This is a genomic window from Methylobacterium soli, assembly GCF_008806385.1.
GTDB lineage: Bacteria > Pseudomonadota > Alphaproteobacteria > Rhizobiales > Beijerinckiaceae > Methylobacterium > Methylobacterium soli.
Map to the genome: position 1 here is coordinate 40,825 of NZ_VZZK01000035.1, position 19,594 is coordinate 60,418.

Annotated in this window: 14 protein-coding genes; 4 read left to right on the forward strand and 10 right to left on the reverse strand. The window is 65.2% G+C overall.

Annotation, left to right across the window (positions count from 1 at the left end; all coding sequences use genetic code 11):
- Positions 1-65: 65 nt before the first annotated feature.
- From F6X53_RS32675 to F6X53_RS25400, 3 genes are all read right to left on the reverse strand, one after another.
- A complete protein-coding gene (locus tag F6X53_RS32675) occupies positions 66-230 on the reverse strand; it encodes a hypothetical protein (RefSeq protein WP_191970997.1) in 165 nt (54 codons plus the stop codon).
- Positions 231-442: 212 nt separating this feature from the next.
- Entirely contained in the window at positions 443-658 is a 216-nt protein-coding gene (locus tag F6X53_RS25395) for a hypothetical protein (RefSeq protein ID WP_151003564.1), read from the reverse strand.
- A 24-nt stretch (positions 659-682) separates the two neighbouring features.
- Entirely contained in the window at positions 683-958 is a 276-nt protein-coding gene (locus F6X53_RS25400) for a DUF6522 family protein (protein WP_151003566.1), read from the reverse strand.
- A 415-nt stretch (positions 959-1,373) separates the two neighbouring features.
- Between F6X53_RS25400 and F6X53_RS25405 the strand changes: the two genes are divergently transcribed.
- Together F6X53_RS25405 and F6X53_RS25410 are read left to right on the forward strand one after the other, a co-directional pair.
- Positions 1,374-2,438: an asparaginase gene (locus F6X53_RS25405; protein WP_373875901.1), complete on the forward strand. Its 1,065-nt coding sequence runs from the start codon at positions 1,374-1,376 to the stop codon at positions 2,436-2,438.
- 366 nt (positions 2,439-2,804) lie between these two features.
- Positions 2,805-5,645, forward strand: coding sequence for a PAS domain-containing protein (locus F6X53_RS25410; protein ID WP_210386413.1), 2,841 nt, complete (start codon positions 2,805-2,807; stop codon positions 5,643-5,645).
- 640 nt (positions 5,646-6,285) lie between these two features.
- On the opposite strand, the gene F6X53_RS25420 is transcribed toward F6X53_RS25410, so the two are convergent.
- The 4 genes from F6X53_RS25420 to F6X53_RS25435 form a co-directional block, all read right to left on the reverse strand.
- On the reverse strand, positions 6,286-6,477 hold the full coding sequence (locus F6X53_RS25420) for a hypothetical protein (RefSeq protein ID WP_151003570.1): 192 nt from the start codon (positions 6,475-6,477) through the stop codon (positions 6,286-6,288).
- Between the two features lie 246 nt (positions 6,478-6,723).
- A complete protein-coding gene (locus tag F6X53_RS25425) occupies positions 6,724-7,779 on the reverse strand; it encodes an efflux RND transporter periplasmic adaptor subunit (RefSeq protein ID WP_238296430.1) in 1,056 nt (351 codons plus the stop codon).
- A gap of 185 nt (positions 7,780-7,964) precedes the next feature.
- Positions 7,965-11,141: an efflux RND transporter permease subunit gene (locus tag F6X53_RS25430; protein WP_151003574.1), complete on the reverse strand. Its 3,177-nt coding sequence runs from the start codon at positions 11,139-11,141 to the stop codon at positions 7,965-7,967.
- A gap of 571 nt (positions 11,142-11,712) precedes the next feature.
- Complete coding sequence (locus F6X53_RS25435) at positions 11,713-12,183, reverse strand: DUF3597 domain-containing protein (protein WP_151003576.1); 471 nt, start codon at positions 12,181-12,183, stop codon at positions 11,713-11,715.
- A gap of 251 nt (positions 12,184-12,434) precedes the next feature.
- On the opposite strand from F6X53_RS25435, the gene F6X53_RS25440 reads away from it, so the two are divergent.
- Positions 12,435-13,403, forward strand: a complete 969-nt coding sequence (locus tag F6X53_RS25440; protein ID WP_238296432.1) for an HWE histidine kinase domain-containing protein — start codon at positions 12,435-12,437, stop codon at positions 13,401-13,403.
- 314 nt (positions 13,404-13,717) lie between these two features.
- Here F6X53_RS25440 and F6X53_RS25450 read toward each other — a convergent pair whose 3' ends face one another.
- Positions 13,718-14,695 (reverse strand): ABC transporter substrate-binding protein, encoded by a 978-nt coding sequence (locus F6X53_RS25450; protein ID WP_151003582.1) that lies wholly within the window; start codon positions 14,693-14,695, stop codon positions 13,718-13,720.
- 527 nt (positions 14,696-15,222) lie between these two features.
- Between F6X53_RS25450 and F6X53_RS25455 the strand changes: the two genes are divergently transcribed.
- Positions 15,223-16,983 (forward strand): HAMP domain-containing protein, encoded by a 1,761-nt coding sequence (locus F6X53_RS25455; RefSeq protein WP_151003618.1) that lies wholly within the window; start codon positions 15,223-15,225, stop codon positions 16,981-16,983.
- A 52-nt stretch (positions 16,984-17,035) separates the two neighbouring features.
- Here the strand turns inward: F6X53_RS25455 and F6X53_RS25460 are convergent, their stop codons facing one another.
- Both F6X53_RS25460 and F6X53_RS25465 read right to left on the reverse strand, forming a co-directional pair.
- Positions 17,036-18,019 carry an ABC transporter substrate-binding protein gene (locus F6X53_RS25460; RefSeq protein ID WP_191970998.1) on the reverse strand — a complete coding sequence of 328 codons (984 nt, stop codon included), beginning with the start codon at positions 18,017-18,019 and terminating at the stop codon, positions 17,036-17,038.
- A 656-nt stretch (positions 18,020-18,675) separates the two neighbouring features.
- Complete coding sequence (locus F6X53_RS25465; protein ID WP_151003586.1) at positions 18,676-19,395, reverse strand: hypothetical protein; 720 nt, start codon at positions 19,393-19,395, stop codon at positions 18,676-18,678.
- Positions 19,396-19,594: the final 199 nt, after the last annotated feature.

A 19,594-nucleotide genomic window follows, 5' to 3' on the forward strand; every position in this document is an offset into this window, starting at 1 on the left:
CCGTTTCGCTGATCGGGATGACGCTCGGCAGCAAAGAGCGACGGCGACCCCACAGGGTCCGATCTCTATTCCGCGTTCAGAGGCTGAAGCGACGCTGCAATTTCGCGCGCCGCTAGGTCGTGCAGGCACATCGCCCCCGAAACCGTAAACGTGCCGACGGTCAGGAGGAGAGCGGCCCCGAGAAGTCCGATGGCGGTCGTGCCGGAATGCGGGTGCTGGATGAGCTGCATGACAGCCTCCCAAATCCCCCTATCACCGGGAGAGCATGGACCTGTTGCCGCGAGATGGCGGTGACAGATCGCACGCGACGATGGGCTCGGTGAGCACAGCGTGACCGTGGACGGCCGGCAGCTTCAGGCCGGACCTAAGTGCCGAGATCCAGAAAAGCCCGCCCAGCGCCACGCTGAGCGAAACTCTGAGCCGGTCTGATCCCCCAGTAGCGCTATCTGGTCTCCGCGAGCACGTGCTTCTCTGCCTTGCGGACGACCGAGACCGGATCGCAGCCCCTCTGCTGAGCGAGCAGGAGCAAATCGGTGATCAGGTCGACGATCTCACAGATGGGAGCACCATCCACCCCACGCCGGGCGGCCCCTTCCGCGCGAAGGTAGGCGTCGAGTGCAGTCTGCGCGAGACCCGTTCGGCTGGCATCCGCAGGCATGGGGCCCCTCCTCGACAGCGCGTCCTAGTGAACGATGTCCCCCGACACGCTGTCCGGCGACATGCGACATTCATTGATCAGATATCCGGCGCAGTCGAAAACGCCCTGCCAGGCGGCCTCCCGGCACCGGACCGTGACCTGCGACCGGCCCTTATCTGCACCGCGGCCCGCCACGACGCGTGTCTGGACGAGCCCCAGCATCGTCTCGGTCTTCAACTGCTCACACGAGATGCCGAGCTTGCGTGCGAGTTCGTCCGGGTCGACGACCCAATCGCCATGGGCATTGCAATTGAAACGCATCGGTATGCCCTCCATCTGCTCGGCGGCGGATGCGGACTGAGACTGAGTTTACCACAGAAGGCGCAGGCGAGAGCGGGAACTACGCCCTCCCGAGACCAGGGACAGCCGGTCGGCCGTTATGCGTTGCGTCTCAGCGGGCGAAGATCGGGCTGGTTCACTTCGGATGGTTCATGCGCTCACGGTCTATTTTGAATGGACCTGAAGACTTCTTGAACCAGTCCCGATCCGGTTCAGCAGCGGCATACCCAGAGCGAACAGGCACCAGTCCAGTGTGATGCCGCAGGCGACCGGGAAGCTTGCACAACCCATCCGGTGCGCAATCCTGCGCCAACAGGGCTGGACAGAGCAGACCGCCTCATCCAGCCATAGGCTCGGCCTCAAAGCCCCGCATCGAAGGGCTGAGGTAATGTGAGGAATGGCCATGATGGCAGGCTCGATCCTGAGACAAACACGGCTGGGTTTGGTGGGGTTCGCCCTGCTGGGGGCCCACGCACAGGCCGCTGAACCGCCCAAGATTGCCGTGGTTGCAACCGGCGGCACCATCGCGATGAAACTCGACCCGACCACCCATGCACCCGTGCCCGCACTCTCGGGCGAGGATCTCGTCTCAGCCGTGCCGAAGCTGAAGGACATCGCCACCATCAAGGTGACGGAGTTCAGCAACGTCCCGAGTGATTACATGGGGCCGGACCGCTGGCCCGCTCTGTCGCGCAAGATCGACGAGATCCTGGCCGATCCCGAAATTCGCGGTGCCATCGTCCTTCACGGCACCGACACCCTCGACCAGACCGCCTACTTCCTCGACTTGACGTTGAAGAGCGAGAAGCCGGTTGTCCTCGTGGGCGCCCAGCGCAACGCATCCGACTGGGATGCAGACGGCTCGCGCAACCTCCTCAACGCGGCGCGTCAGATCCTCGCGGATGGATCGACCGGAGCGGGCGTAACGGTGACGCTCAATCACCACATCAACGCGGCGCGTGAGGTGCGTAAGACCCATACGAGCAACGTCGAGACCTTCAACTCGGGCGACGCCGGCTTCCTCGGCTACGTGGACGAGGACCGGGTCATCTTCAGCCGCAAATCGCTACGGCGTCAGACTCTGCCGCTGCCGGAGCGCATGCCAAGGGTTGATCTCGTATCGATGTATGCGGGGGCCGACGGCAGCCAGGTTCGCCATGCTGCCGCGACCGGAGCCGAGGCTATCGTGGTCGAAGCGTATGGCTGGGGCAACATGAATGCGGAGATGCACGACGCGATTGTGGACGTGATTGCCAAGGGCGTGCCGGTGATCGTGGCCACGAAGGTCTACAATGGCCGCGCTCTGCCGGTGTACGGCTTCAAAGGGGGTGGCAACACGCTGCTGAAGGCGGGTGCCGTCTTCGCGGACGACCTCACCCCGGACAAGGCCCGGATCCTCACCCTCATCGCGTTGCCCGCGAGCAAGGACCGTGCGGCACTGCAGGCGCTGTTCGACAAGTAGGGGGCCGGCGCGCTGGCAGCCAGCCTCTCCCGGCACACTCAGCGCGCCCTGCCCATTCGTGCATCAGCGCGCTGACACGTTCCGATGGATCGCAGGCGTGGCGCCTTTGCGTCTGTCAGGATCACCGAGCACCGTTTTGCCAAGGATTGATGATCCGCCATGCTTTCCCGACAAGTCTTGGCCGATTTCGGGCTCGGCTTGAGGTTCCATCCACCCAGAGCGAACCATCAATGGCTCAACGCCGAGGCAGCGCCAAGGCCTTGCGACCATGAGGATGAACACCGAGATCTCGTCCTGTGCTAGTGCCGGGCATGATCGCCACGCCCTTCCGACATATCGTCCCGGCCCAGGGCTCCGTCTGATTCCATGGCATCGGACGCATCACTCTTTGCCGGCGGCGGCGCCATGGGCGCCCTCATGCGTGACCATGACTGGTCGGCCACTTCCCTTGGGCCTCAGGAGCGATGGCCCCCGTCGCTCGTGACCCTCATCCGGGTCATGCTCAATTCGCGCCAGCCGATGTTCATCGCCTGGGGCACTGACCGCACTCTGGTCTACAATGGTACTTACGTGCCCATGCTGGGCGCACGACACCCGGCAGCCCTCGGTCGCCCGTTCTTCGAGGTCTGGCCCGAAGTCCGAGACGAGGTGGGAGCGCTGATGGATCGCGTGTTTGCGGGGGATCCCGTGCACATGGACGATCTCCAGCTCACCCTGCATCGCAACGGCTACCCGGAAGAAGCCCACTTTGCGTTCTCTTACACCCCCGTGCCCGGGGACGACGCTTCGATCATCGGCCTGTTCTGTGCCTGCACTGAAACCACGCGCCAGATCCTGGCCGAGCGCCGGGCCGCGTCGGAACGCCAGCGCCAACAAGCGCTGCTGCAGCAGATGCCCGGGTTTGTGGCGGTGCTGCGCGACCCGGGCCACATCTTCGAGTACGTCAACGACGCCTACATCACGGTTGCTGGGCAACGGGATTACCTCGGACGCACCGTTCGCGAAGTCTTTCCGGAGCTGGCCGATCAGGGGTTCTACGAGATCCTCGACCAGGTCTATTCAACCGCTGAGGCGTTCGCGGCCCGCACCTTGCCGATCCGCCTCGCCGGCGAAGACCGGGAGCGCTACCTCGACTTCCTCTACCAGCCCGTCCGCGATGAGGCAGGCGCTGTCACCGGCATCTTTGTCGGCGGCTACGAGGTGACTGAGCAGGTCCGCTCGCGGGCTGCTCTGGAGGAAAGCGAGGGCCGCTACCGGACCCTGTTTGAGGCCATTGATGTCGGGTTCTGCATCATCGAGATGAAGTTCGATGCGGCGAACCAGGCCATCGACTACCGCATTCTCGAAGCCAACCCCGCCTTTGAACGGCAGACCGGCGCCAACGTGGTGGGCGGCTGGGTCAGCGAGTTCGCCCCCAATCTCGAACAGCACTGGTTCGACCGTTACGGGCGCGTCGCGCTCACCGGTGAACCGATCCACTTCGAGAACAGTGCTGAGGTGTTCGGGCGCTGGTTCGACGTGCGTGCCCTGCGCGTCGGCGATCCGGCGGCGCGCAGGGTCGCGGTCTTCTTCAGTGACATCTCCGAGCGGAAGCGCATGGAAGAAGCGCTCCGCATTCTGAACACGACGCTGGAGCAGCAGGTCGTTGAGCGCACGACGGAGCGCAATCTTCTCGCCACGATCGTTGAGAAAACCGATGTCATGGTGATGGCGGTGGATCTCGGCTTCAACATCCTGGCCATCAACAAGGCCAACGTTGACGAGTTCGATCGCGTTTACGGCATCCGTCCCAAGGTTGGCGAAAACATCCTCGATCTGCTCGCCGATCGCCCGGAACACCAGGCCCAGGTCCGCGCCGGCTGGAGTCGGGGTTTGGCGGGGGAAGAGGTCACCATCATCGAGGATTACGGTGACCCTGAACGGGCGCGCCCTTCCTATGAGATCAACTACCGCACCCTGCACGACGACCAGGGCGAGGTCACCGGCTGCTATCAGTTTGTGACGGACGTTACCGAGCGGCTGCGCGCCCAGGCCGAGCTGGTCCAGGCTCAGGAAGCCCTGCGCCAGTCCCAAAAAATGGAGGCGGTGGGTCAGCTGACGGGCGGTCTGGCCCACGACTTCAACAACCTGCTCGCCGGGATTTCCGGTTCGCTGGAGCTGATGCACACCCGGATGCAGCAGGGCCGTCTCACCGACGTGGATCGTTATATGACCGCCGCCCAGGGCGCCGCGAAGCGGGCGGCTGCCCTGACGCATCGCCTGCTGGCGTTCTCCCGCCGTCAGACGCTGGACCCCAAGCCGATCGATGTGAACCGGTTGATCGCGGGCATGCAGGAGTTGATCCAGCGCACGGTCGGGCCCGCCATCGCCGTCGAAACCGTCGGTTTTTCCGGGCTGTGGCCGGCGCTGGTTGATCCGTCTCAACTGGAGAATGCGCTGCTGAACCTGTGCATCAACGCCCGTGACGCAATGCCCGACGGCGGCCGCATCACCATCGAGACCGCCAACAAATGGCTCGATGCACGGGCTGCCCGCCAGCATGACATGCCCGAAGGCCAGTACCTGTCGCTCTGTGTGACCGACACCGGCACAGGCATGACGCCCGATGTGATTGCCAAGGCCTTCGATCCGTTCTTCACGACCAAGCCGATCGGCGAGGGCACAGGCCTCGGCCTCTCAATGATTTACGGCTTCGCCAAGCAATCCGGCGGACAGGTGCGGATCTACTCCGAGGTCGCCAATGGCACGACGGTGTGCATCTATCTTCCTCGCCACTATGGGGAAACCGAAGATGAGGAGCAGCCTGCCAGGCAAGCAGCCCTGTCGCGGGCCGAGCAGGGCGAAACGGTCCTGGTGGTCGACGATGAGCCCACCGTGCGGATGCTGGTGACCGATATCCTAGAGGACCTTGGCTACACCGCGATCGAGGCCGCCGACAGTGCGGCAGGGCTGAAGGTGATGCAGTCGGATGTGCGGATCGACCTGCTGGTCACCGACGTCGGTCTGCCAGGCGGCATGAATGGCCGGCAGATGGCGGATGCCGGCCGAGAGCGACGGCCGGGCCTGAAGGTGCTGTTCATCACCGGTTATGCCGAGAACGCGGCGGTGGGCAACGGTCATCTCGCGCCTGGTATGGCGGTGCTGACCAAGCCGTTCGCCGTCGATGTCATGGCAGCGCGCATCCGGGCGATGATCGAGGCGCCCTAGTTCAGCCTACCCTCAGGCATCAAGAAGGGGCGGCTCAAGAGCCGCCCTCCGCTCAGGCGAGCTGAACGCGCCCGACCATGCCGGCCGAAGCGGCACAGCCCACCCCGGCAAGAGCCATTCCTGCCGAGGGCGTCGATGTTCGGGTAGTGGCTTCCTTCGGCAAAGGCCAGGAAAGCATCGAACCTTTTGAACGCCCCAGTGGTTCATCCTCCTCGGAAACGCTCATAAGGAAACAATCCATGCGCTTGATCACAGCAGCGGCCGCCGCCTCGCTCGTCCTGTCACTGTCCGGGGCTGCGTGGGCACAAGGTGCTCCAGGCGGCAACGGCTCTGGCGGCAACGTCACGGGTGGGTCCACGACCAGCTCGTCTGCCGCCGACACCGCGCGTAAGGGCGCGACGACAGGCTCAACAATCACCACCCAGCCTTCGACAGGAGGTGCCGGTTCGATGGGAGCAGGCAGCGGTGCAGGTGGAGCGGCCGGTCACAGCGGAGCCGGCGCAGCAGGTGGCACGTCTAGCGGCGCTAGCGCACGCTGAGCCGCAGATTCTCATCGCCTCTCAGGGCAGGGCTGGGTCAATCCCAGCCCTTTTTGCTGCCTGCATCGCCCTGCTGACAAGAAGCGTGGTGCAACAGTCAGCTATGATGTCGATCGAACGAAGCACGCGGCGAACTCGCGCGGCCCATAGCTCCGCCCCGTAATATCCGTGATGTGGACCCCATCGAGGCCTTCACCTTGCAGCTTCTGGGCCTTTTCCAGCGCAGCGTCGGCAGAATCCTGCTTGAAGGAAACGGCTCGGCCATTCTCCATTCCGGTCACGATCAACTTCACGCTGTCCTCCTCATTCCAAGACACCCATGTTCCCAAGACGCTCAAGTTCCTGGCCGCACCGCTCATTGCGGCTGGCGGGAAAGGGAAGGAACGCGCAGGACGGCTGAAGGTTGTTGGCCGACCCGGCGACCGGCTGGATCGAAGTACCGAAACCCACAGGCGCAAAGCGCGCTCCGGTGAGGCAGCCGACCGTGAGGAGGTCGTCATGTTAGCGTTCTGATCGCGACGGCCCATCCTGCCGAAGAATCAATTGGCGGAAGCCGTATGTTGGGCGTTGTCTTCGTTGGCGACCCGCACGACATCGCCTGTCCGGATGAATTCCTGCGGATTGTCGATCAGCCGCGAAGTCAGCGCAACGCCGCTTCGTATCTCCACCTCGTTCCCGAGATTGCGTCCGAGATTCACTGGCTTCAGCTCGACCTTGTGACTGGCCTGCACCTCAGCAACGAAGGTTCCGTTTCTGTTGAACATCAGCGCAGTCGTCGGGATGCGCAACGTGTCAGGGTTCGACGGGATCTGGAACTGCACCTCGGTGAAGGCGCCCGGCCAGAGGTCGCCGCTTGGATTCTCAGCCTGCAACTCGACCAAGCCCTTGCGGGATTCCTCAGATACGGAATTTGCCGTAGCTACGACCTCGGTCGAGACCGTCCGATCTTGGCCCGGCACGCGCAGGGTCGCCTTCAGGCCGGGCTTCATCGCGGCAAGGAAAGCCTGCGGAACGTTCACGTAGACCCGGATGCGACGGATGTCGGAGACGCGAAAGAGGGGGCGGTTCGACGTGCCGCCGGCCGTTAGCAGATCTCCAAGATTGACGGTCCGGGCCGTCACCACGCCGTCGAACGGGGCCCGGATCTCCTTGAATCGCGTTAATTCCTCCAGGCGGCCGACCACCGCCTGCTGGGCGGCGCGGTTGGCCTTGGCGACCGCCAGCGCCGCGAGACGCGACGCGGCGGTGAAGCGGTCCGTATCGCCCCGCTCCTCGCTCGACCAGCCCTGCGCCACGAGGCGCGAGGTCCGCCGGTTGGTGGCCTCGCTCATGTCGGCATTCGCCTGGGCCTGCTGGACGGCAGCCTCGAGTTGGACGACGGTGGCCCGCGCCTCGACGAGCTGCTGGTCAAGGTCGGGGGCCGAGATCTCCGCGAGCACCTCGCCCCGGCGAACGCGCGCGCCGATATCCGCGTGCCAGGCCGTCACGTAGCCGCTGGCGCGAGCATAGAGGGAGGCGGTCGAGAGGGCGTTGATGGAGCCTGGCAGGGACAGGATCTCAGCCTGAGGCCCGCGCTTCGCCTGAACGACGCTCACCGTCGGCGTCGCCTGTGCCTCGGTCCAGTCTTTCGTTTCCTGAAAGCTCCTCGCGCGACCGGTGACCCCCGAATAGACGAGGACGCCTGCAGCGATGGCCGCGCCGGTGAGCAACAGGGCGATGCTGCGGCTCGAGGGCGCGGGCGCTGCGACGGGAGGCTCGGCGGGATGCATGGGCTGCCAACTTAAACGGGGAACGAGGGGAAGGCTGTGGTCAGATCCGCGTCGCGACGCCTGCTGGCACGCCCATGAACGATGCTGAACACCACCGGCACGAAGATGAGCGTCGCCGTCGTCGCGAACAGCAGGCCGCCGATCACGGCGCGGCCGAGCGGTGCGTTCTGGCCGGGCTCAATGGCCATCGGGGCCATGCCGATGATCATGGCGAGCGCCGTCATGATGACCGGCCTCAGTCGCGTCGCCCCCGCCGCCAGCGCCGCCTCGACCGCGCTGCGGCCGGCGGCGAGCTGCTCGCGCGCGAAGCTGATGACCAGGATCGAGTTTGCCGTGGCGACGCCCATGCACATGATCGCGCCGGTCAGAGCCGGGACCGAGATGTGGGTTCCGGTGACGAACAGCATCCACACGATCCCGGCCAGCGCGGCCGGAAGCGCCGTGACGATGACGAACGGATCAAGCCAGGACTGAAAATTCACGACGATGAGGAGGTAGATGAGCACGACCGAGAACGCCAATCCGGTGAGGAGCTGCTGGTAGGCGCTGGCCATCGTCACGGCCTGGCCGCGGATGGTGACACGCGACCCCTTCGGCAGGCTCGCGCGCGTCTCGTCGATGATCCGCTGCACGTCGGCCGCCGTGCCGCCGAGGTCGCGATCCTGTGTGGCCGCCAGGATGTTGACCGTTCGCGCGACGCTGTAGTGGGTGACGACGGCGCTGTGCGGCTCGGGCGAGAAGGTCGCCAATCCGCCGAGCAACTGCATCGAATTCTCTGCGGTAATCGGGAGGTTCCGGAGATCCCCCAGGGTGTCGATCGCGTATTGCGGCATCTGCACGGAGACCGGATACGAGACGCCGTTGCGTGGATCGAGCCAGTAGGTAGGGGCCGTCTGGGTACTGCCCGAGAGACTTGCCTGGATGTTCGCAGCCGCATCGCGCTCCGTCAGCCGGACAACTCCGGCAAATGCGCGGTTGAAGTCGACCTTCAGGCCCGGCCCCTTCGATTGCTCCTGGATGCGCGCGTCGGCGATGCCCGGCACGTGCCGGATGCGCGAGAGCAGTTCGTACGCGTAGGCCCGGTTGTCCTCGGTCTTGTTGCCGGCGACCTGGATGGCGAGCGGGGCCGGCGAGCCGAAATTCAGGATCTGGCTGACCATGTCCGCCGGCAGGAACGAGAAGGTCACTCCGGGAAAGTCGCGGGGCAGGCGGTCGCGCAGGGACCGGGTGAGCTCGGCAGCGGATGTCTCGTCCTCGCGAAGAGTCACGAGCATGTCGGCATCGAAGGACCCGATGGTGCCGCTATTGCCGTAGGAGATGTTGATGCCGCTGTTCGGCAGACCGATATTGTTGACGATGCTCGCCACGCGCTCCGGCGAAATCAGGGCACGCACGCGCGCCTCGACCCGTCCGGTCAGTGCCGTCATCTCCTCGATGCGCGTCCCGGTCGGCGCCCGGATATGGATGCGCAGCGCCCCCGCATCGATCGAGGGGAAGAAATCGGTCCCGAGGAAGGGCAGCAAACCGAAGGACAGGAGGATAGCGGCGAGGAAGCCCGCCGAGAACAGCTTGCTGTTCGCGAGCGCCAAGCCGAGCAGGCCGAGATAGCTCTGCCTGAGGCTCTCGAAGCTCCGCTCGAAACGCTGCTGGAAGCGGGAAAAGAGGCTGGCCCTGGCCGAAGCGAGAGCCGCCGGATCGTGGGCATGGCTGGCCAGCAGGTAACGGGCGAGCGTCGGCACCACCGTGTAGGTCAAGGCGTAGGACGCGATCATCGCGAACACGACCGCCATCGCCAAGGGCCGGAACAGGAAGCCCGCCACGCCGCCGAGCGCCAGCAGCGGCACGAAGACGATGCAGATGCAGAACAGCGCGATCGTGGCCGGCGGCATGATCTCCTGGGCGCCGCGCGTGATCGCCGTGACGATGTCCTCGCCAAGTTCCTCCATATGGCGGTTGATGTTCTCGATCGTCACGGTGGCGTCGTCGACGAGAATGCCGACCGCGAGCGCTAGGCCGCCGAGCGTCATCACGTTGATGGTCTGGCCGAGCGCCGAGAGCGCGATGATCGCGCAGAGTACGGCGAGCGGGATCGATAGGGTGATGATCAGCGTCGAGCGCCAGCTGCCGAGGAACACTAGGATCATGAGGCCGGTGAGCGCAGCGGCGATCAGGCCCTCGCGCACGACGGAGACCACCGAATCCTTCACGAAGTCGGACTGGTCTGCCACGTATTTCAGGTCGACGCCGTCGGGCAGCGTGGCCTGGATAGCGGGGAGGCGCGCCTTGACCTCCGCGATGATGTCGAGCGTCGAGACGGTGCCGATCTTCAAAATCGACATCAGCACGCCCTTCTTGCCGTCGAGTTGGACGACGTTGGTCTGGGGCGGCGAGCCATTGCGGACATGGGCGACGTCGCGGATGAAGACGGTCGCTCCATCAACGACCTTGATCGGAAGGTTGTTGAATTCCTCGACCGTCTTCGGCGAGTTGTTGAGTTCCACAATCCACTCGTAGGAGCCGATTTTCTGCGTGCCGGCCGGCGTGATCAGGTTCTGGCGCGCCAAGGCGGCGCCGACATCCGCGGCCGACAGGTTGTGCGCATGCAGGGCGGATTGATCGAGATCGATCTGAACCTGCCGCACCGCGCCGCCATACGCTGAGGGAAGCTGCGCCCCCGGCACCGTGCTCAGCGCGGGCCGGATGAAGTTCTGCGCGAGATCGTTGAGGGCGCTCTGCGAGAGGGTACTGCTGGAGAGTGCGAGCTGGATGATCGGCACGCTCGACGCGTTGTACGCGATCATGAAAGGCGGCGTGATGCCGGCCGGCAGCTGCTTCAGAATGGTCTGCGAGATCGACGTTACCTGCGCCTGCGCTGCCGTGATGTCGACGCTCGGTTGGAAATAGACCTTCACGATCCCGTAGCCGGGGAGCGATTGCGACTCGATATGTTCGATGTCGTTGACGGTCGTCGTCAGGGCCCGTTCGAAGATGGACACGACGCGGCCCGACATGTCCTCGGGCGGCAGCCCGGAATATTGCCAGACGACGCTGATGACAGGGATGCCGATGCTCGGGAAGATGTCGGTCGGTGTCCTGACGATCGACATGATTCCAAAGATCAGGATTAGGATCGACATCACCACAAATGTATAGGGCCGAAGAAGCGCAAGCCGGACAATCGACGTCATGATATTTGTCTAGCTTATCGCTTGAAATATTTTCGGGCGCTCAGTCTGGACAGAGAGAGCAGGCATCGGAATACAGGAAACTTTGCGGCCGTTTTGTGTCTGCTAGCGGCTGCCCAGGTTCGACGACGATCGTTGTCGCGATTACCCGTTCGCAACGCTCGAGCCGAAAGCTGGAGCGACGATCAACTGATCGCCGATCGAAAAGACACCGAGCCCCGCCCGACCGCCACGAGCCGTGCTGCTCTCAGCAACCCGGAGCCAGCAGAGCCCCTGCGGTCAGAAAAATGGACGTGACGATCGCTCCGAGAGCGATGTCCGTGATCCATACGGTTCGGCTGTACTCGAGATCTTGGGCCATGCCCTCCCGCTCGTCTGGAACGCAGCGCCACGGTATGGGCGCCGTGTTGCGGGTTTGTGTCGCCGCGCGCCACGACCTTCGATCGCCGGCAGCGCTCGGCGCGAGCGAGCGCGCACGTGTCAGCCGAGCTCGACCGAGCCGCTCTGCACCCAGCAGGACGGACGGAAAGTCGCCGCCCGTCCAACTGTCCCGACGGCGAGGCGCCGCATGCCCTCAAGCGTGCTTGAGGTCGTCGGGCACCTTACCGCCATTCTCGGCGAGCTTCTGGATGACCTGCTTGTGCAGCCAGACGTTCATGGTGGCCGAGTCCTCCTTGTCGCCCGTGTAGTGCAGCTCGTCGGCAAGCTGCTTGCGGGCCTGCAAACTGCTGTCGAGATCGAGCAGCTTCAGCAGGTCGACGATGGAGCGCTTGTAGTCGAGGGCCTGGCCCTTCTTCGAGGCAAGGTCCGCCAGCACTTGGCCGACGTCGACGCTCGCCTGCCCAGTGCCGGACGGGCCGGTGGCGACCGGTGACGGTGCCCCGCTCATCGAGGGAGCGGCCGCGCTGCTGGCCGAGCCGGTCGGCCCGTCAGAGCCCTGCGCCGCCGCCGACACGCTGGGCGTCTCCGTGGCATGTGGGGCCGCCGCCTGGGCGCTGGCGCTGCCGCCGAAGATCTTCGACATGATCGACCCGAAAATGCTCATCCCGTTTTCCGTTCCTGAGGCCCCGTTCGAGGCCACGTGCTCGACAACGGAGCGGTTTGCGCGTGCGTTCCGGGGCTGGACAGCCGCGCGTACGAGACCTGCGGGACGTCGGACGTGCGGGTTGCGGCAACGAAAGTCGGCAACCGGCGCGCCTGTCACAGGTTAAACCGCAGGCTCGCGAGCATGGGGCCGGGCGGGGGAAGATTGTGGCGGACGAGGACGAAGCAAGGCCGCCCGGGCCTGACCTGCAAGTGCTCCTCGCCGCGGTCGAGGCGACGGGGGAGGCCATCGTGATCACCTCGACCGACCTCGATGAGCCCGGACCGCGCATCGAGTATGCCAACCCCGCCTTCACCCGCATGACCGGCTACAAGGCCCACGAGGTGGTCGGGCGCTCGCCGCGCCTGCTGCAGGGCCCCGGCACGGACCGGGCCGTCCTCGACAGCCTGCGCGCGAGCCTGGAAGCCGGCGAGCCCGCCCAGGGCGAGGCGCTCAACTACCGCAAGGACGGCACGACCTACATGGTCGAGTGGCTGATCACGCCGGTGCGGGATTCCGCCGGGCGCATCACCCGCTGGGTCTCGGCGCAGCGCGACATCACGGACCGGCGCGCCTCCGAGGACCGGCAGAGCCTGTTGGTGCGCGAGCTCCACCACCGCGTGAAAAACACGCTCGCGACCGTGCAGGCCGTGCTCAACGCGAGCCTGCGCTCCTCCCTGAGCCTTCCCGAGTTCCGGCAGGCCTTCACGGGCCGGATCGCCTCGCTCGCCAAGACGCACGCGCTGATCACCGAGGACCATACGCAGGCGGTGCCGTTCCGGGATCTCGTCTCGGCGGAACTGAGGGCCTACGACGAGCCCGGGCGGCAACGCGCGACGCTCGAGGGACCGCCGGTCGTGCTCGCATCCGAGTTGGCGGTTCCTGTTGGCATGGCCCTGCACGAGCTTGCCACGAACGCCCTCCGCCACGGGGCGCTCGCTGACCCGGACGGGCGTGTCGAGGTGACCTGGTCCGTCGAGGATGGCGTTGACGGGCGGGTGCTGCGCTGGACCTGGAACGAGCACGACGGACCGCCCGTCGCGCTGCCGACCCGCGAGGGCTTCGGCTCGCAACTTCTCAACAGGGTCCTCACCCTGCAGGCTGGTGCCAGGGTCGACATCGCCTTCGACCCGGACGGCTTGCGGGTCACAGTCGCCGTGCCGCTGCCGAGCCACGCCTGAAAGCCTGCCCGGCCGGGCGAGCTTCGGCAAGGCCGCTGACCGCTTCCCCGAAGGCAGTCAGGCGTTTCGGTCGCGATCCGAGACAAGCCTCAGGCGCGGCGTCGGGGGCTTGCGAGGGTTTCCGCGACCTTCCGTTCGCGTTCGCCATCTCGGAAGTTTTTCCGCCCGATGCCGACGGCTCCGGCCTCCGCCAGCATGGGGGACGAGACCGCTAATCGTATGCACGGTTATCTGGTGGACGGCGCCGTCCTGCGGGGCCTGCAGATCGGTGCGGTGGAGTTGGTCGAGGCTACGGTCGAGCAAATCTGAGATGTTTACTCGATCACCCTATCAGCGCTGATCATCAGCGCGGGCGGAACGGTGATGCCGAGGCCATTGGCGGTCTGCAGGTTGATGAACAATTCAACCTTCGTGACAAGCCGAACCGGCAGGTCGGCGGGGCTGTCGCCTTTGAGGATCCGTCCGACATAGATGCCTGCGTCACGGTGCGACTGCGTGAAATCGCCCCCGTAGCTCATCAGGCCACCGGCCAGCGGGAAGTCGCGGGATTGAGTGATCGCCGGGACGCGGTGGCGCAGGGTCAGATCCGCGAGCCGCTGGCTGCGATTGGCGAAATACGGGTCTGAGGTGAAGACGAGGCCGCCTGCCCGTTGGCGTGGCAGATCTGAGAACATTGCCTCCAACTCTGCTTCCGTGCTGGCCTGCAGGATCTGAAGCTGCACCCCGATGGTGCCTGCCGCCTCTTGAAGGTTGCTCAGCTGTAGGGCCGCGGTGGGGCTGGTTGGATTGGCAACGACCGCGATAACAGGCGCGCGGGGCAGGATTTCGTGCAAAAATTCGAGCCGCTTGCGCGAGACTTCGACGCTCAGGCTGGATACGCCAGTGAGATTCCCGCCCGGCCGCGATAGGCTGTCGACCACGCCGAGCGCGACCGGATCGCCCCCCATCTCGAACACGATCGGGATATGCGACGCCGCGGATTTCGCCGCGAGTGCCACGGGTGCGCCCCCCGGCGCGGCTAGGACCGAGACCCGTTGCTCGACAAGATCCGCCGCGAGCGCGGGCAGCCGCTCGTAGCGCCCCTGCGCCCACCGGAACGCGATGACGACATTGCGGTCCTCGCTGTAGCCAACCTCCGCCAACCCCTCACGGAAGGCACGCAGGCGGCTGGCATAGATCTCCGGGGATTCCAGGCCGAGATATCCGACGACCGGGATCGCCGCCTGCTGCGCTCGGGCCGGACGCGACAAGGCCGCCGCCCCGAGCAACAGGATGACCTCGCGTCGCCTCATGGGATCCCCATCGTCCGATCAGGATCTTGGCCCAGGCCGGATCTTCAGGCGCGCGGGCTACCGGCGATCGCGCGCCGTTGGGCCTGCTCAACGGAGCGTCCGCCTCGGGAACCCGCCGCCCCATCGGTACCATAGCCCCACGGGATCGCCTCACCAATCCGATTCGGGCAAGCCGGAGCGTTGTGTCGGGCTCCGCTCGGTCCCTCCTTGCCGAGACGCAGAGGTGTCGGCTCGCATTCGACCGCCGACCGTAATCTGCGTCGCACAGGAGCGCCCGCATGGATCCGACCGCTTCACCGCATCGGCATGTGCGGGACTTTCGTACACTGCGAAATGGCCTCAAGGTTTCGTCGCATGGTCCGTCCGCAGACGCTCCACTGACGTCGGGACCGCCCCGTGCCATAGTTGGCCGACCGTTGCAGGCCGCTGGGAGGCCATGGCATGGGGCGGCGCGATACCCTCTTCAGGCGAGGCGGCCTCGAGCTGTGCGCCATCGCCAGGACCGAGCCAGATCGGCATCCCTGGCGATGAGCGGTTCACCGACCCCGTCCGGCAGACCCCTTCTACGCAAGTCACTCCTGCGTAAGTACTTCCTCGTGCTGTTCGCCGCCGTGATGGTGCCGCTCGTGGGGAGTGGGGCCACGGAGGCGTGGTTTGGCTATCGGGACCAGCGTGAGCGCCTGAACGAGCTGCTGGGCGTCGAGGCACGCGCTGCCGCTTCTCGCATCGAGAGCTTCATCGACGGCATCCGGGACCAGCTCGGCTGGATGGTTCAGCTCTCCTGGAATGCGGAGGCCGAGGAGGGGCAGCGGCTCGATTCCCTGAGGCTCATGCGTCAGGTGCCCGCGATCGTGAGCCTCACCCTCGTCGACGGCGCCGGAAGGGAGCGCCTGCGCGTCTCGCGCGTCGGCCTCAACCGGGTGGGCAGCCTTGTCGACCTCTCCGCCGACGTCGCGGTTGTGAAGGCCCGGGCAGCCCGGGTCTGGTATGGGCCGGTGACCTTCTATCGCGGCTCCGAACCATTCATGACGATCGCGGTCGCGGGCAATCGCGCCGCAGCCGGCATCGTGATCGCGGAGATCAACCTCAAATTGATCTGGGATGTGATCTCGGCGATCCATATCGGGCGCACGGGCCAGGCCTACGTGCTGGACGCGGAGGGCCGGCTGATCGCGCATCCCGATATCAGCCTCGTGCTGCGCGGCGGGGATCCTGTGGCAGCCCGCCCGCTCCGGACACTGCGCGACGCGATCCGGGCAGAGGGCGGCTCGGCGATCGGCCAGGATACCTCTGGGGCCGCGGCTGTCGCGGCAATGGCGGTGGTTCCGGAGGTCGACTGGACCGTCATCGTGCACCAGCCCCTGGCCGAAGCGTTTGGCCCGATCGATCGGGCGCTGTTGCGTACAGCCACCCTGCTCCTCCTCGGCACCGCCTTCGCGGGCGTCCTCGCGTTTTGGTTGGCGCGCCGGATGACGGGCCCGATCCGCCAACTCGAATACGGGACAGAGCAGATCGGTGCCGGCCGCTTCGACCACCGCATCGCCGTCGCCTCAACGGACGAGCTCGGCCGTCTGGCACAGCGCTTCAACGCCATGGCGGGTGAGCTTGCCCTCTCGCAGGAGCGGCAGGAGCGCATCGCGCGCCTCCGGCGCTTCCTTGCCCCTCAGGTCGCGGAGCTTGTTGACCGGACCGGGGACGACCGCGTCCTCGAGGGGCGACGCGTTGAGGTCGCGGTCATCTTCGGGGATCTGCGTGGCTTCACGCCCTTCTCGGCAAAGACCGCCCCCGAGGAGGTCATGCAGGTACTCGCCGCGTATTTCGATGCGCTCGGCCGCGTGATTACCGAGCACGGCGCCACCCTTACACATTTCGCGGGTGACGGGCTGATGGTCCTCGTCAACGCGCCCGTTGCTTGCCCAGAGCCGGGCCCGAAGGCCATACGGCTGGCGACCGCCATGCAGGATGTCGTGCAGGCTCTCGTGACAGCGTGGCACCTTCGAGGCTACGCCGTCGGTTTTGGCGTCGGCGCCGCGATGGGGCCTGCAACTGTCGGGCAGATCGGGTACGAGACGAGGCTCGACTACACGGCGATCGGCCCTGTGGTGAACCTGGCCGCGCGCCTGTGCGCAGCCGCGGAGAATGGACAGATCCTGATTGATGCCGTCTTGGCTGGGCGTGTCAGCGGGCTCATTGAGATTGTCCCTCTGGGATCGCGCGCCCTGAAAGGGTTCGAGGCAGGCGTCGACGTCTACAGCATCGTCCGCAATGCACCGGTCATCGCTAAGTAGCGACGTCCCGCCGGCTCGCCTCGGGCACAATCGCCCGGAACTTGCCGAGCCCCTACTCGATCACCGCGTCGGCGCGGGCCGTCAGTATCGACGGGATCGTCAGACCAAGCGCGCTCGCGGTCCTGAGATTGATCACCAGTTTGAAACGGCTTGGCCGCTGGACCGGCAGATCACCGGGTCGAGTTCCTCTGAGGATCTGGCCTGCATACTGTCCGACGACGCGGAACAGCTCGGGGAAATTCGAGCCATAGGAGATCAGGCCGCCGGCGTCCGCGAATTCACGACGGAAGTACAGCGTTGGGATTGCCTGCCGGGCGGCGACGGCGACAAGCTGATTGGCGCGCGCGAAGAAGAACGGGTCGGCTGCGACGAGGAGTGAATCGGCCCTTACGGCTTTCAGCCTGTCGAAAGCAACTTCGATCTCGCGCGCATTCATGGCACTCACGATCTCGATGCGCTGGCCAAGGGTGCCGGCCGCCACCCGGATCTCGTCAGACTCCGAGATTGCCGCAGGATTGGCCGGGTTCACCAGGAACCCGATCGTGGACGCTTGGGGCAGGAGTTCGTGGAGAAGCTCCATCCGCTTAGCAGCCGCTTCGATGAACGAGGCGGTGATGCCGGTGAGATTGCCGCCGGGCCGGGCGAGGCTCTCGACGAGACCGGCAGCCACAGGGTCGCCGGCAGTCGTGAAAACGATGGGAATGGACTGCGTTGCCGCCTTGGCGGCGCGGGCCGCGACGGTGCCGCCAGTCGAGACCAGAACCGCCACTGGCCGTGCAACGAGTTCAGCGGCGAGCGCCGGCAACTGGTCGTATTGGCCCTCCGCCCAGCGATACGCTATGGTCACGTCGCGACCTTCGACGAAACCCAATCCAGCAAGCCCCTTGTGGAACGCGGTCAGGAGCGTCGCATCGACTGTCGCCGATCGGCTGCTCAGGAAACCGATCTCAGGTCGGGCTGGCTGTTGCGCGCGCAAGCTTCGGGGTAGGACGATGGCCGCCCCGCAGACGAGCGAACCGAAGTCGCGCCGCCGCATCTCAAACATCGTCTCGCACGCTCAATGGTATGCTGCCGAGCAGCATTACAGTAACGAAAAACGCACCAGTACGGCGACCGGGGAAGCATAAATATAAATTTTGCAGGAGGCGACCTGTTTTTACATCTTCGCAGCAGCCGCGGACACTGCATACTCCAGCAAGCCCCCTTGCTTATGGGATAGGGTCGCCCGCATGGCAATGAGCGCAAACAGCCCGAAGCCGATGGCTTATGGTCTTCCGAAAGGCGGCCGACGCGTTCTGGGTTATGCTCTCGGCCGTGGACGCCTCCGTGCCCATCATGAAGGGTCTCCAAGACGTCATATGGCATTAGCGTTCGCGCCCATCCCACGATGGTCGTCTGCCTCCCCAAAGGAGAGCCGAGACCTATCGTTGGCCGCTCGCTCTTTTCTCACGGTCGCCAGCCCGAAGGCGTACCTCTTCGGCCTCCTCGCGGCCAATCCGTGAGCCAATGAAGGCCGCCGGTTGACCCATTAATCGCTTTGATCACTCTGCAGTGAGCCATATCAGCCTCGTTGCTGCCTCGCAGAAAGCGTGCTGCATTGAAGCAAAACAGCGAGGGCGAAGCTCCCCGGATAGCCCTTAGGTGTTTCGCTGAGGCTCCATAGCGCCCATTCCAAGGCCAATGCTGAGACGCTCAGTCCCAGAGCGAGAACTCCGTGCCAAAATCTGTTGTCTTGAGTCGCGTGCAAGAACTCGGCTCAGCACGGCAATCGGCTCTGGCCCTGAGGGCCAGCGTGCCATCGCGTCCCATCTCAAAGCGAAGCTTAATGGGTAGATCGTCTTCCTTCTCGTAAGCGAGGCTCACCTCGAAGCGCACGAAGTCGTATCGGGTACGATCCGCATAGACGATGAGATCGCGTGAGACGGCCTCGCCCGGGTTGAGATCGGACGCCTCGGCTTCATTTTCAGTCGCTCCGGCAAACAGCACGCCCTGTTGCAGGAGCACCGTTCCAGGCTCGGTAAGGGTATAGTTGTGCGCGATAGCCACGGAGTTCGTATTGCCAAGATCGCTTGGCAGGCCTGTGGTTTCGGAGGGCTCGTCGCGGAACTGGGCTCGGATGCCGATCACATTGTAGGCGAGGCCGAGAAAACGCACGCCTGCCTGGCCGACGTTCCTACGGGTCACCGTGGAGCGGATTGCGATGTAGTTGTCCCGCTCGCCTGCCTTCACAAGGTTTGTCGCGACCGACACGGCCGGCGGCTCCAAGCTCGGCTTGATGCGGGCCTCGTAGATGAAGGTGTAGACGCCCCAGGCACCAGCGCCGAGGATCGCGAGGGTCTGCACGACAGTGTTGATGCGCTCGGCATGGAATCTGCGTGCGGCCCTGATGCTTCCTGATCTTTCCGCTCGCATGCCATGCTCCACACCTGCCCAAGCGAGGGAAGCTACGGGTGCCGATACGGTTCCGGGCTCCATGACCGGCCCCACGCGAGCCGGGTTGCCCCATGATGCCCAACCTACGAACGTCTGCTCATGGGCAACACCGGTCCTCCGCAGCGAGGCCGACGAAGGTCTGCAGATGGCGCCAAGTGGAGTTGGCGAGACATTGGCT

What these genes read in the sequence shown, in the direction of transcription:
- F6X53_RS25435 (WP_151003576.1), bottom strand. Translation starts at nt 12,183, where the DNA reads ATGAGCATTTTCGGGTCGATCATGTCGAAGATCTTCGGCGGCAGCGCC.
- F6X53_RS25450 (WP_151003582.1), bottom strand. Translation starts at nt 14,695, where the DNA reads ATGAGGCGACGCGAGGTCATCCTGTTGCTCGGGGCGGCGGCCTTGTCG.
- F6X53_RS25400 (WP_151003566.1), bottom strand. Translation starts at nt 958, where the DNA reads ATGCGTTTCAATTGCAATGCCCATGGCGATTGGGTCGTCGACCCGGAC.
- F6X53_RS25455 (WP_151003618.1), top strand. Translation starts at nt 15,223, where the DNA reads ATGAGCGGTTCACCGACCCCGTCCGGCAGACCCCTTCTACGCAAGTCA.
- F6X53_RS25460 (WP_191970998.1), bottom strand. Translation starts at nt 18,019, where the DNA reads ATGCGGCGGCGCGACTTCGGTTCGCTCGTCTGCGGGGCGGCCATCGTC.
- F6X53_RS25405 (WP_373875901.1), top strand. Translation starts at nt 1,374, where the DNA reads ATGGCCATGATGGCAGGCTCGATCCTGAGACAAACACGGCTGGGTTTG.
- F6X53_RS25430 (WP_151003574.1), bottom strand. Translation starts at nt 11,141, where the DNA reads ATGACGTCGATTGTCCGGCTTGCGCTTCTTCGGCCCTATACATTTGTG.
- F6X53_RS32675 (WP_191970997.1), bottom strand. Translation starts at nt 230, where the DNA reads ATGCAGCTCATCCAGCACCCGCATTCCGGCACGACCGCCATCGGACTT.
- F6X53_RS25465 (WP_151003586.1), bottom strand. Translation starts at nt 19,395, where the DNA reads ATGCGAGCGGAAAGATCAGGAAGCATCAGGGCCGCACGCAGATTCCAT.
- F6X53_RS25395 (WP_151003564.1), bottom strand. Translation starts at nt 658, where the DNA reads ATGCCTGCGGATGCCAGCCGAACGGGTCTCGCGCAGACTGCACTCGAC.
- F6X53_RS25410 (WP_210386413.1), top strand. Translation starts at nt 2,805, where the DNA reads ATGGCATCGGACGCATCACTCTTTGCCGGCGGCGGCGCCATGGGCGCC.